The sequence below is a fragment of the Escherichia sp. MOD1-EC7003 genome, assembly GCF_002965065.1.
GTDB lineage: Bacteria > Pseudomonadota > Gammaproteobacteria > Enterobacterales > Enterobacteriaceae > Escherichia.
Window position 1 is genome coordinate 1 of record NZ_PTRE01000123.1, and the last position, 12,883, is coordinate 12,883.

At 51.8% G+C, this 12,883-nt stretch carries 8 protein-coding genes; all 8 read right to left on the reverse strand.

The window, feature by feature from the left end; all coding sequences use genetic code 11:
• Positions 1-377 precede the first annotated feature (377 nt).
• The 8 genes from rpoC to secE all read right to left on the reverse strand — a co-directional run bounded on the left by rpoC (position 378) and on the right by secE (position 12,593).
• On the reverse strand, positions 378-4,601 hold the full coding sequence (gene rpoC / locus A7090_RS19510; protein WP_000653944.1) for a DNA-directed RNA polymerase subunit beta': 4,224 nt from the start codon (positions 4,599-4,601) through the stop codon (positions 378-380).
• 76 nt (positions 4,602-4,677) lie between these two features.
• Complete coding sequence (rpoB, locus tag A7090_RS19515; RefSeq protein ID WP_000263098.1) at positions 4,678-8,706, reverse strand: DNA-directed RNA polymerase subunit beta; 4,029 nt, start codon at positions 8,704-8,706, stop codon at positions 4,678-4,680.
• Between the two features lie 319 nt (positions 8,707-9,025).
• On the reverse strand, positions 9,026-9,391 hold the full coding sequence (gene rplL / locus A7090_RS19520; protein ID WP_000028878.1) for a 50S ribosomal protein L7/L12: 366 nt from the start codon (positions 9,389-9,391) through the stop codon (positions 9,026-9,028).
• A gap of 66 nt (positions 9,392-9,457) precedes the next feature.
• Positions 9,458-9,955, reverse strand: a complete 498-nt coding sequence (gene rplJ, locus A7090_RS19525; protein ID WP_001207201.1) for a 50S ribosomal protein L10 — start codon at positions 9,953-9,955, stop codon at positions 9,458-9,460.
• 412 nt (positions 9,956-10,367) lie between these two features.
• A complete protein-coding gene (gene rplA / locus A7090_RS19535; RefSeq protein WP_001096680.1) occupies positions 10,368-11,072 on the reverse strand; it encodes a 50S ribosomal protein L1 in 705 nt (234 codons plus the stop codon).
• A gap of 3 nt (positions 11,073-11,075) precedes the next feature.
• On the reverse strand, positions 11,076-11,504 hold the full coding sequence (rplK, locus tag A7090_RS19540) for a 50S ribosomal protein L11 (RefSeq protein WP_001085926.1): 429 nt from the start codon (positions 11,502-11,504) through the stop codon (positions 11,076-11,078).
• A gap of 158 nt (positions 11,505-11,662) precedes the next feature.
• Positions 11,663-12,208 carry a transcription termination/antitermination protein NusG gene (nusG, locus tag A7090_RS19545; protein WP_001287516.1) on the reverse strand — a complete coding sequence of 182 codons (546 nt, stop codon included), beginning with the start codon at positions 12,206-12,208 and terminating at the stop codon, positions 11,663-11,665.
• 1 nt (position 12,209) lies between these two features.
• Positions 12,210-12,593 (reverse strand): preprotein translocase subunit SecE, encoded by a 384-nt coding sequence (secE, locus tag A7090_RS19550; RefSeq protein WP_001275690.1) that lies wholly within the window; start codon positions 12,591-12,593, stop codon positions 12,210-12,212.
• Between the last annotated feature and the right edge of the window lie 290 nt (positions 12,594-12,883).

The following is a 12,883-nucleotide window of genomic DNA, read 5'->3' on the forward strand; positions in this document are numbered from 1 at the left end:
CCCTGGAAAGTTGATCTGAGCTCTCAGTAAATATCAATACGGTTCTGACGAGCCGCTTACCATGTTTATTCAAATATGCCAATATTTGACGTTGTCTTTCTTTTCCAAACATGATTTCACCTCACGTAACGTTTATATCTTTTGTAATTTTCTGATTCCATGAATCCTTTCACACTACCATCACGAAAACAAAAACAAACGGGAATTTTTTTTGGAAAGGTAATTTTATTCAATGGGATAGGGCTGGCGAGTGGGGAATATTATAGTGAAAGAAGAAACTCGAAAAATGCGTGAGAAAGCGCTTTCAATCGTAAACGGAGTGAAAAAAAAAGCCAGTCAGTATGATCTCTGACTGGCTTATTTCTTAAGAAGAGCTATTACTCGTTATCAGAACCGCCCAGACCTGCGTTCAGCAGTTCTGCCAGGCTGGCAGATGCGTCTTCTGCAGTCACCTGCGGTGCAGCCGGAGCTTCACCCGCAGCACGGCGACGCATACGATCCTGGTGGTACGCGTAACCGGTACCCGCCGGGATCAGACGACCCACGATAACGTTCTCTTTCAGGCCGCGCAGTTCGTCACGTTTGCCCGCAACGGCTGCTTCGGTCAGCACGCGAGTGGTCTCCTGGAACGATGCCGCGGAGATGAAGGACTCGGTTGCCAGAGACGCTTTGGTGATACCCAGCAGATCGCGGGAGTAAGTTGCACCCACTTTGCCGTTCGCTTCCAGTTCGCGGTTTGCGATCTTGACGCGAGAGTATTCAACCTGTTCGCCTTCCAGGAAGTCGGAGCTGCCCGCGTTAACGATGGTAGCTTTACGCAGCATCTGACGAACGATAACTTCGATGTGTTTATCGTTAATCTTAACGCCCTGCAGACGGTATACGTCCTGTACTTCGTTAACGATGTAACGAGTCACAGCATGAACACCACGCAGACGCAGAATGTCGTGCGGCGCTTCCGGACCGTCGGAAATTACGTCACCACGTTCTACACGTTCACCTTCGAACACGTTGAGCTGACGCCATTTCGGAATCATCTCTTCGTACGGATCGCTACCGTCTACCGGGGTGATAACCAGACGACGTTTACCTTTGGTTTCTTTACCGAAGGAAACGATACCGCTGATTTCAGCTAGGATTGCCGGCTCTTTCGGACGACGTGCTTCGAACAGGTCCGCAACGCGCGGCAGACCACCGGTGATATCCTTGGTACCGCCGGATTCCTGCGGAATACGCGCCAGGGTGTCACCGGAGCTGATCTGTACGCCATCTTCCAGCTGAACAATCGCTTTACCCGGCAGGAAGTACTGCGCAGGCATATCGGTACCTGGGATCAGAACGTCGTTACCCTGAGCATCAACGATTTTCAGTGCCGGACGCAGATCTTTACCACCTGCGGTACGTTCTGCGGAATCCAGAACCACCAGCGAAGACAGACCGGTCAACTCGTCGGTCTGACGCGTAATGGTCTGGCCGTCGATCATGTCAGTAAAGCGTACAAAACCGCTTACTTCGGTGATAACTGGCATGGTATGCGGATCCCAGTTTGCAACGGTTTCGCCGCCAGCAACCTGTTCGCCATCGCCTTTCGCCAGTACCGCACCGTAAGGTACTTTGTAGCTTTCTTTAGTACGACCGAATTCGTCGATCAGTTTCAGTTCGGTGTTACGGGAAGTGATAACCAGTTTACCGCTGGAGTTCACAACCGACTTCACGTTGCTGAGCTTGATGCTACCTTTGTTTTTCACCTGGATGCTGGATTCAGCAGCCGCACGAGATGCCGCACCACCGATGTGGAACGTACGCATGGTCAGCTGTGTACCCGGTTCACCGATGGACTGTGCCGCGATAACACCAATTGCTTCACCTTTGTTGATGATGTGGCCACGCGCCAGGTCACGACCGTAGCAATGCGCACATACACCAAAGTCGGTGTCACAAGATACAACAGAACGTACTTTAACCGCATCGACAGAGTTCTCTTCCAGCAGGTCACACCACTGTTCGTGCAGCAGCGTGTTGCGCGGAACGAGGATATCAGCAGTACCCGGCTTCAGAACGTCTTCAGCGGTCACACGACCCAGAACGCGATCGCGCAGCGGCTCTTTAACATCACCACCCTCGATAACCGGCGTCATCATGATACCTTCATGGGTACCACAATCGTCTTCGGTAACCACCAGGTCCTGCGCCACGTCAACCAGACGACGCGTCAGATAACCGGAGTTCGCCGTTTTCAGTGCGGTATCCGCCAGACCTTTACGCGCACCGTGGGTGGAGATGAAGTACTGGAGTACGTTCAGACCTTCACGGAAGTTCGCGGTGATTGGCGTTTCGATGATGGAGCCATCCGGCTTCGCCATCAGACCACGCATACCAGCAAGCTGACGAATCTGTGCCGCAGAACCACGCGCACCGGAGTCGGCCATCATGTAGATGCTGTTGAAGGAAACCTGCTTCTCTTCCTGACCGTCACGGTTAATCACGGTTTCAGTTTGCAGGTTATCCATCATCGCTTTGGATACACGATCGTTCGCCGCAGCCCAGATATCGATAACTTTGTTGTAGCGTTCGCCCGCAGTTACCAGACCAGACTGGAACTGCTCCTGAATTTCAGCAACTTCTGCTTCTGCTTCGGAGATGATTTCATGTTTCTTCTCCGGGATGACCATGTCATCGATACCAACAGATGCGCCAGAACGCGCTGCATATGCAAAGCCGGTATACATGATCTGGTCCGCAAAAATAACGGTCGGTTTCAGACCGAGAATGCGGTAACAGGTGTTCAGCATTTTGGAGATTGCTTTTTTACCCAGCGCCTGGTTGACGATGGAGTAAGGCAGACCTTTCGGTACAATCATCCACAGAATGGCACGGCCAACAGTCGTGTCTTTCAGGCTGGTTTTCGCCACTAATTCACCGTTAGCATCTTTTTCATACTCGGTGATACGCACTTTAACGCGCGCATGCAGAGAAGCCAGACCAGAACGATACAGACGTTCTGCTTCTTTCGGGCCAGTCAGCACCATGCCTTCGCCTTTGGCGTTAACACAGTCACGGGTCATGTAGTACAGACCCAGTACAACGTCCTGAGACGGAACGATGATTGGTTCGCCGTTCGCCGGGGACAGGATGTTGTTGGTAGACATCATCAGCGCACGCGCTTCCAGCTGGGCTTCCAGCGTCAGCGGTACGTGAACAGCCATCTGGTCACCATCGAAGTCGGCGTTATAGGCCGCACAAACCAGCGGGTGCAGCTGGATAGCTTTACCTTCGATCAGTACCGGTTCAAATGCCTGGATACCCAGACGGTGTAGAGTCGGTGCACGGTTCAGCAGGACCGGGTGTTCGCGGATAACTTCGTCCAGGATATCCCAAACGACAGCTTCTTCGCGCTCAACCATTTTCTTAGCGGCTTTGATGGTGGTGGCGAGGCCACGCAGTTCCAGCTTGCCGTAGATGAACGGTTTGAACAGCTCCAGCGCCATTTTCTTCGGCAGACCGCACTGATGCAGACGCAGGTATGGACCTACGGTGATTACAGAACGACCGGAGTAGTCAACACGCTTACCGAGCAGGTTCTGACGGAAACGACCCTGTTTACCTTTGATCATGTCGGCCAAAGATTTCAGAGGACGCTTGTTAGAACCGGTGATCGCACGACCGCGACGACCGTTATCCAGCAGGGCGTCTACCGCTTCCTGCAGCATACGTTTTTCGTTACGTACGATGATGTCCGGCGCGGCCAGATCCAGCAGACGTTTCAGACGGTTGTTACGGTTAATGACGCGACGATACAGATCGTTCAGGTCAGAAGTCGCGAAACGACCACCATCCAGCGGCACCAGCGGACGCAGATCTGGCGGCAATACCGGCAGAACGGTCAGGATCATCCACTCTGGTTTGTTACCAGACTGAACGAACGCTTCCAGCAGTTTGATACGCTTGGTCAGCTTCTTACGCTTGGTTTCGGAGTTGGTTTCGTTCAGCTCTTCACGCAGCTGTTCGCACTCTTGCTCCAGATCCATGCTCTTCAGCAGAGCCTGGATTGCTTCCGCACCCATTTTCGCGTCGAATTCGTCACCGAACTCTTCCAGCGCGTCCAGATACTGCTCTTCAGTCAGGATCTGCTGGCGTTCCAGGTTGGTCATACCGCCTTCGATAACCACATAGGATTCGAAGTACAGTACGCGTTCGATATCGCGCAGCGGCATATCGAGCAGCAGGCCGATACGGGACGGCAGTGATTTCAGGAACCAGATGTGCGCAGTCGGGGAAGCCAGTTCGATGTGGCCCATACGCTCACGGCGTACTTTAGTCTGGGTCACTTCAACGCCGCACTTCTCACAGATGACGCCACGGTGTTTCAGGCGCTTGTACTTACCGCACAGGCACTCGTAATCTTTTACCGGCCCAAAGATACGGGCGCAGAAAAGGCCGTCACGCTCTGGTTTGAACGTACGGTAGTTGATGGTTTCCGGCTTTTTAACTTCACCGAAAGACCATGAACGGATCATGTCTGGCGAAGCCAGAGCAATTTTGATCGCATCAAACTCTTCGGTTTTAGTCTGCGCTTTCAGAAACTTTAATAAATCTTTCACGGATTTGCTCCCGTCGGAGTTAGCACAATCCGCTGCCGGGTTTTACCCCGACAGCAGTGACCTGTTTGAGCGAGAATTACTCGTCTTCCAGTTCGATGTTGATACCCAGCGAACGAATCTCTTTCAACAATACGTTGAAGGATTCTGGCATGCCCGGCTCCATCTGATGGTTGCCGTCCACGATGTTCTTATACATCTTGGTACGACCGTTCACGTCATCAGACTTAACGGTGAGCATTTCCTGCAGGGTATATGCTGCGCCGTATGCTTCCAGCGCCCACACTTCCATCTCCCCGAAGCGCTGACCACCGAACTGCGCCTTACCACCCAGCGGCTGCTGAGTAACCAGGCTGTAAGAACCGGTGGAACGCGCGTGCATCTTGTCGTCGACCAGGTGGTTCAGTTTCAGCATGTACATGTAACCAACGGTTACCGGACGTTCGAACTGTTCACCAGTGCGACCATCGTACAGGCGGATCTGACCAGAAGTCGGCAGGTCGCCAAGTTTCAGCAGTTCTTTAATTTCTGCTTCTTTCGCACCGTCGAACACCGGCGTTGCGATTGGCATACCTTTGCGCAGGTTTTCAGCCAGACGCATAACTTCTTCATCGCTGAAGGTACTCAGGTCAACTTTCTGACGAACGTCAGCGCCCAGATCGTACGCACGCTGGATGAATTCGCGCAGTTTCGCGACTTCTTGCTGCTGTTTCAGCATGGCGTTGATCTTGTCGCCGATACCTTTCGCAGCCATACCCAGGTGGGTTTCGAGGATCTGACCAATGTTCATACGAGACGGTACGCCCAGCGGGTTCAGTACGATGTCTACAGGTGTACCGTTTTCATCGTAAGGCATATCTTCGATCGGGTTGATCTTAGAAATTACACCCTTGTTACCGTGACGACCTGCCATCTTGTCACCAGGCTGGATACGGCGTTTAACCGCCAGATATACCTTGACGATTTTCAGCACGCCCGGTGCCAGATCGTCGCCCTGGGTGATTTTGCGGCGTTTCGCTTCGAGTTTCTTCTCGAACTCGTGTTTCAGTTCGTCATACTGCTCAGCCAGCTGTTCCAGCTGATTTTGTTTCTCTTCGTCGGTCAGGCCGAGTTCCAGCCAGCGGTCGCGCGGCAGTTTGTCGAGCTTCTCAGCTTCAACGCCACCGGCTACCAGCACAGCACGGATACGGCTGAACAGACCCGCTTCGAGGATCTGCAATTCTTCAGACAGGTCTTTCTTCGCCTGTTTGAGCTGCATTTCTTCGATTTCCAGCGCACGCTTGTCTTTTTCTACGCCATCGCGAGTAAAGACCTGAACGTCGATAACCGTACCGGAGACACCGTTTGGTACGCGCAGAGAAGAGTCTTTAACGTCAGACGCTTTCTCACCGAAGATCGCACGCAGCAGTTTCTCTTCTGGCGTCAGCTGAGTTTCACCTTTCGGCGTTACTTTACCAACCAGAATGTCACCACCGGTCACTTCCGCACCAATGTAAACGATACCGGATTCATCCAGTTTGGAGAGCGCAGCTTCACCCACGTTCGGGATGTCAGCGGTGATCTCTTCTGGCCCCAGCTTGGTGTCACGGGACACACACGCCAGTTCCTGAATGTGGATGGTAGTGAAACGGTCTTCCTGAACAACACGCTCGGATACGAGGATGGAGTCTTCGAAGTTGTAACCATTCCACGGCATGAACGCTACGCGCATGTTCTGACCGAGGGCCAGTTCACCGAGGTCGGTGGACGGACCGTCTGCCAGCACGTCGCCACGTTCTACCGGTTCCCCCAGAGACACACACGGCATCTGGTTGATACAGGTGTTCTGGTTAGAACGGGTGTATTTGGTCAGGTTGTAGATGTCGATACCTGCTTCACCCGGATACATCTCGTCTTCGTTAACTTTGATAACGATACGGGAAGCATCCACGTACTGAACGACACCACCACGTTTAGCTACCGCAGTTACACCGGAGTCAACGGCAACAGCACGTTCCATACCCGTACCAACCAGCGGCTTATCAGCGCGCAGAGTCGGAACGGCCTGACGTTGCATGTTCGCACCCATCAATGCACGGTTGGCGTCATCGTGTTCAAGGAACGGGATCAGGGACGCACCGACGGATACCACCTGCTGGGTGGATACGTCCATGTAGTCAACCTGGTCGCGGCTGAACAAGCTGGATTCGCCTTTGCTACGGCAAGTTACCAGATCTTCTACGAAGTGGCCTTCTTCATCCAGGTTGGAGTTCGCCTGGGCGATAACGTAGTTGCCTTCTTCGATAGCAGACAGGTAGTGAATTTCGTCAGTTACAACACCGTCGGTCACTTTACGATACGGAGTCTCAAGGAAGCCGTATTCGTTAGTCTGTGCGTACACGGACAGGGAGTTGATCAGACCGATGTTCGGACCTTCAGGGGTTTCGATTGGACATACGCGACCGTAGTGCGTCGGGTGTACGTCTCGAACTTCAAAGCCAGCACGTTCACGGGTCAGACCACCTGGGCCGAGTGCGGAGATACGACGTTTGTGCGTAATCTCAGACAGCGGGTTGTTCTGGTCCATAAACTGAGACAGCTGGCTGGAACCGAAGAACTCTTTCACTGCTGCGGAAATCGGCTTGGCGTTGATCATATCCTGAGGCATCAGGGTATCCAGATCGCCCAGAGACAGACGCTCTTTCACCGCACGCTCTACACGTACCAGGCCAACGCGGAACTGGTTTTCCGCCATTTCGCCAACGGAACGGATACGACGGTTGCCGAGGTGGTCGATATCATCGACTTCGCCTTTACCGTTACGGATATCGATGAGCTTTTTCATAACATCAATGATGTCGTCTTTGCTCAGGATACCGGAACCTTCGATTTCTTCGCGCAGCAGAGAACGGTTGAACTTCATACGACCAACCGCAGACAGGTCATAGCGGTCTTCGGAGAAGAACAGGTTCTCAAACAGGCTTTCAGCTGCTTCACGAGTCGGCGGCTCGCCAGGGCGCATCATACGGTAGATTTCTACCAGTGCGCTCAGACGGTCGTTAGTTGGGTCGACACGTAAGGTTTCAGAGATATATGGGCCGTGATCCAGATCGTTGGTGAACAGCGTTTCGATACGCTTGTGACCAGACTGGCTCAGCTTAGCCAGCAGATCCAGGCTCAGCTCCATGTTCGCTGCGCAGATCAGCTCGCCGGTAGACTCATCAATATAGTCTTTAGCAACCACTTTACCTGCGATGTACTCAACCGGGACTTCGATCAGTTTGACGTCGTCTTTTTCCAGCTGGCGAATGTGGCGCGCAGTGATACGGCGGCCTTTTTCTACGTATACTTTACCGTTAGCTTCGATGTCGAAAGATGCGGTTTCACCACGCAGGCGTTCCGGCACCAGTTCCATCTGCAGCTTGTTATCACGGATTTCAAAGATAACTTTTTCAAAGAACAAGTCGAGGATCTGCTCTGTGGTGTAGTTCAGGGCACGCAGAATGATGGTCGCAGGCAGTTTACGGCGACGGTCGATACGTACGAACAGGTTGTCCTTCGGATCGAATTCGAAGTCCAGCCAGGAACCACGGTAAGGGATGATGCGCGCGTTATACAGCACTTTACCCGAAGAGTGGGTTTTACCTTTGTCGGAGTCAAAGAAGACGCCCGGACTACGGTGCAGCTGGGAAACGATAACACGCTCAGTACCGTTGATAACAAAGGTACCGTTGTCCGTCATGAGCGGAATTTCGCCCATGTAGACTTCTTGTTCTTTAATGTCTTTTACGGTGCCTTCCGGCGCTTCGCGCTCATAGATCACCAGACGTAGTTTAACGCGCAGCGGTGCGGAATAGGTCACGCCACGGATTTGACATTCCTGGACGTCAAACACCGGTTCGCCAAGGCGGTAGCTGACGTATTGCAGCTCGGAATTACCGCTGTAGCTCTGAATCGGGAATACGGAACGGAAAGCAGCTTCCAGGCCATACTGCCCCTCAGGATCTTGCTCGATAAATTTCTGAAACGAGTCAAGCTGGATAGAAAGGAGATAAGGTACATCCAGAACTTGTGGACGTTTACCAAAATCCTTACGAATACGTTTTTTCTCGGTATAGGAGTAAACCATAGGGTTCCTCAGCTCGCTGACAAGTCGACCCATCTGTCCATTGAGCGGACAGTTTGTGCAACACTATTTTGTTGACCGGAAAATGGAACACTTTCCGCAATGCCTGTTGCTATCACGCTTAAACCATTTCATTGCGATTTACACAGAACAGCCGTCCTGTCGCAGTATATTAAGTCGTCGATAGAAACAAGCATTGAAAGGCACAGCAGTAGTCAAACAGTGTGAAACGCTACTGGCGCCTTACAGCGCAAAAAGGCTGGTGACTAAAAAGTCACCAGCCATCAGCCTGATTTCTCAGGCTGCAACCGGAAGGGTTGGCTTATTTAACTTCAACTTCAGCGCCAGCTTCTTCCAGAGCTTTTTTCAGTGCTTCTGCGTCGTCTTTGCTCACGCCTTCTTTCAGAGCAGCCGGTGCAGATTCTACCAGGTCTTTAGCTTCTTTCAGACCCAGGCCAGTTGCGCCACGTACTGCTTTGATAACAGCAACTTTGTTAGCGCCAGCAGCTTTCAGAATTACGTCGAATTCAGTTTTTTCTTCAGCAGCTTCAACCGGGCCAGCAGCTACAGCGACAGCAGCAGCAGCGGAAACACCGAATTTTTCTTCCATTGCAGAGATCAGTTCTACAACGTCCATTACAGACATAGCTGCAACTGCTTCAATGATTTGATCTTTAGTGATAGACATTTAAATTGTTCCTGAATATCAGAATAAGTTTATACGTAAGCGAATGCGTTAAAAAGATAACTGCGATTAAGCAGCTTCTTTTGCATCGCGTACAGCAGCCAGAGTACGAACCAGTTTGCCAGCCGAAGCTTCTTTCATGGTTGCCATCAGGCGTGCAATTGCTTCTTCGTAGGTCGGCAGAGTTGCCAGGCGGTCGATCTGAGACGCCGGGATCAGCTCACCTTCAAAGGCAGCGGCTTTGACCTCAAATTTTGCATTCGCTTTCGCGAACTCTTTGAACAGACGAGCAGCTGCGCCCGGGTGTTCCATAGAGTATGCAATCAGGGTCGGACCAACAAACGCGTCTTTCAGGCACTCGAACGGAGTACCTTCAACAGCACGGCGCAGCAGGGTGTTACGAACAACACGCATGTATACGCCAGCTTCGCGACCTGCTTTACGCAGTTCGGTCATTTTATCTACAGTTACGCCACGGGAATCCGCAACTACTGCAGACAGCGCGCCTTTGGCTACTTCGCTGACTTCAGCAACAATCGCTTGTTTGTCTTGAAGATTTAAAGCCATTAGCTTTGCTCCTGGATGTTTGCCAGAGAAAATCTCTGGAACTCACTTCACTCCTCCAAACAGAGAGAGCGTCTTAATTACGGTGAGCAGAAACAAGCCAGAATATAAAAGAATAATCTTAGCGTTCTGTCACCGTCTACGCAGGGGATTAAGTTTCTTGCGAAACTCCTGCGGTCTTCGACGGAGGCCTGGATAGGCCAGGCTCCAACGAACAAATCTTTTCTATCCGTCGCTATTCAGCTTGTGGCGGCGTTGGCTTCCTTCGTTCGCACCAGTCACATAGTTAGCTATGCTCCTGGCGATTCACTCAGTTGCCGCCTTGCCACAACCCGAATATCTCGGATATACGTCTGCATTAAGCATTATACGTGGGGGTAAGATTGTAGACAAAATCACCGCCCACGTAAAGGCATTAGTTTACAGAAGCGCTCAGGCCAGCCTGGTCAACTGCAACACCTGCACCCATGGTGGTGGAGATGCTAACTTTCTTGATGTACACGCCTTTTGCCTGAGTCGGTTTTGCTTTTTTCAGCGCAACCAGCAGAGCTTCCAGGTTTTCTTTCAGTTTGTCAGCGTCAAAGTCCACTTTACCGATGGTGGTGTGGATGATGCCGTTTTTGTCGTTACGGTAACGAATCTGGCCTGCTTTAGCGTTTTTAACCGCTTCAGCAACGTTCGGCGTTACAGTACCCACTTTCGGGTTTGGCATCAGGCCGCGCGGCCCCAGAACCTGGCCCAGCTGGCCAACAACGCGCATTGCATCCGGAGAAGCAATAACAACGTCAAAGTTCATTTCGCCTTTCTTGATCTGGTCAGCCAGATCTTCCATACCTACCAGTTCAGCACCTGCAGCTTTAGCAGCTTCAGCATTTGCACCCTGGGTAAATACAGCTACGCGAACGGAACGGCCAGTACCGTGCGGCAGTACAGTTGCACCACGTACGTTCTGGTCAGATTTACGAGCGTCGATGCCGAGGTTAACAGCTACGTCCACGCTTTCTACGAATTTAGCAGTCGCCAGCTCTTTCAGCAGAGCGATAGCTTCGTTGATGTCGTACTGTTTGGTTGCATCAACTTTCTCGCGGATAACACGCATGCGCTTGGTCAGTTTAGCCATTTCTTAGTCCTCCACTACCAGGCCCATGGAACGTGCAGTACCTTCGATGGAGCGAGTCATCGCTTCAATGTCGGCACCAGTCATGTCGGCAGCTTTGGTCTGCGCGATTTCCTGCAGCTGAGCGCGGGAAATTTTACCCACTTTGTCTTTGTTCGGCTTACCGGAACCAGACTTGATACCAGCCGCTTTTTTCAGCAGAACTGCTGCCGGCGGAGTCTTGGTAACGAAAGTGAAAGAACGGTCAGCGTAAACGGTGATTACTACCGGAATCGGCAGACCTTTTTCGATGGAATCAGTTTTTGCGTTGAACGCTTTGCAGAATTCCATGATGTTTACGCCCTGCTGACCCAGAGCCGGACCTACTGGTGGACTCGGGTTAGCCATACCAGCTGCAACCTGCAGCTTGACATAGGCTTGTACTTTCTTAGCCATTATAAATTCCTCAAGTTGGGTAATAACGCCTCTGAGAGGCTCCCCGTGATATAAAAAATCGTTTTACGGGCAAGGCCCATAAAAACAAAAGGCGCGAAATTGTATTCCAATCTCGCGCCTTGTGCAACGATTAAATCGCCGCTTTTTTGATCGCTGGGTTAGGCTTTTTCAACCTGGCTGAAGTCCAGCTCTACCGGGGTCGCACGACCGAAGATAGAAACAGACACTTTCAGACGAGACTTCTCGTAATCCACCTCTTCAACGACACCATTGAAGTCAGCGAACGGACCATCATTAACACGAACCATTTCACCCGGTTCAAACAGCGTTTTCGGACGCGGCTTATCACCAACCTGCTGCAGGCGGTTCATAATCGCATCAACTTCTTTATCGCTGATTGGCGCAGGACGATCGGAAGTACCGCCAATGAAGCCCATCACACGCGGTACGCTGCGCACCAGGTGCCAGCTCGCGTCGTTCATCACCATCTGAACGAGGACGTAGCCAGGGAAGAATTTGCGTTCGCTTTTGCGACGCTGACCGCCACGGATTTCAACCACTTCTTCGGTTGGTACCATGACTTCACCAAACAAATCTTCCATGTTATGTAATTTGATATGCTCACGCAGCGACGTTGCTACGCGGCCTTCAAAACCGGAAAACGCCTGAACGACGTACCAGCGCTTTTTAGGAGCTTCAGACATCTCAGAACCTCAGGCCAGTGATAAAGGATACCAGGCGAACCAGAATACCATCCAGTCCCCACAGGATCAGTGACATTACTGCGGTAACCGCAGCCACAATCAGCGTGGTGTGCAATGTTTCCTGGCGAGTCGGCCAAATGACCTTACGGACTTCGGTACGCGCTTCACGGGCAAAAGCAACGGTTGCTTTACCCTTTGTCGTTAACAGCGCGACACCGCCCGCTGCAGCAATCAGAATTACTACGGCCAGCGCACGCAGCGGCAACATAATGTCGCGATAAAGGTAGTTGCCGACAATCGCCACCAGGAGCAATGCCACCACAACGCCCCACTTCATCGCTTCCAGGCCGCGCCCGCTTCCTTGAGCTTCGGTATTCGCACTCATAAACCAACCTGTCAGAAGTATTCTACAAACATTTTCACCCCGCGATCGCGAGGCAAACCAAATCGAAACGCGTATTAGCTTTTCGGATTATACGCCCTCAACAGAGCCTGTCTCAGCAATGATTATGACAAAGAAAATCACTGATGAGCCAGGTTCTGGTACGAAAGCGTGCAAAAAGGGCATCAAATGATGCCCTTTTAGTGCACATTGCGTCAAATGTTATCAGCAATTAGCCCAGAACTTTTGCTACAACGCCCGCGCCAACGGTACGGCCGCCTTCACGGATTGCG

Bases quoted from the DNA above. Each gene is read 5' to 3' on its own strand.
- rpoB (WP_000263098.1), bottom strand. From the start codon at position 8,706: ATGGTTTACTCCTATACCGAGAAAAAACGTATTCGTAAGGATTTTGGT.
- rplL (WP_000028878.1), bottom strand. From the start codon at position 9,391: ATGTCTATCACTAAAGATCAAATCATTGAAGCAGTTGCAGCTATGTCT.
- rplJ (WP_001207201.1), bottom strand. From the start codon at position 9,955: ATGGCTTTAAATCTTCAAGACAAACAAGCGATTGTTGCTGAAGTCAGC.
- rplA (WP_001096680.1), bottom strand. From the start codon at position 11,072: ATGGCTAAACTGACCAAGCGCATGCGTGTTATCCGCGAGAAAGTTGAT.
- rplK (WP_001085926.1), bottom strand. From the start codon at position 11,504: ATGGCTAAGAAAGTACAAGCCTATGTCAAGCTGCAGGTTGCAGCTGGT.
- nusG (WP_001287516.1), bottom strand. From the start codon at position 12,208: ATGTCTGAAGCTCCTAAAAAGCGCTGGTACGTCGTTCAGGCGTTTTCC.
- secE (WP_001275690.1), bottom strand. From the start codon at position 12,593: ATGAGTGCGAATACCGAAGCTCAAGGAAGCGGGCGCGGCCTGGAAGCG.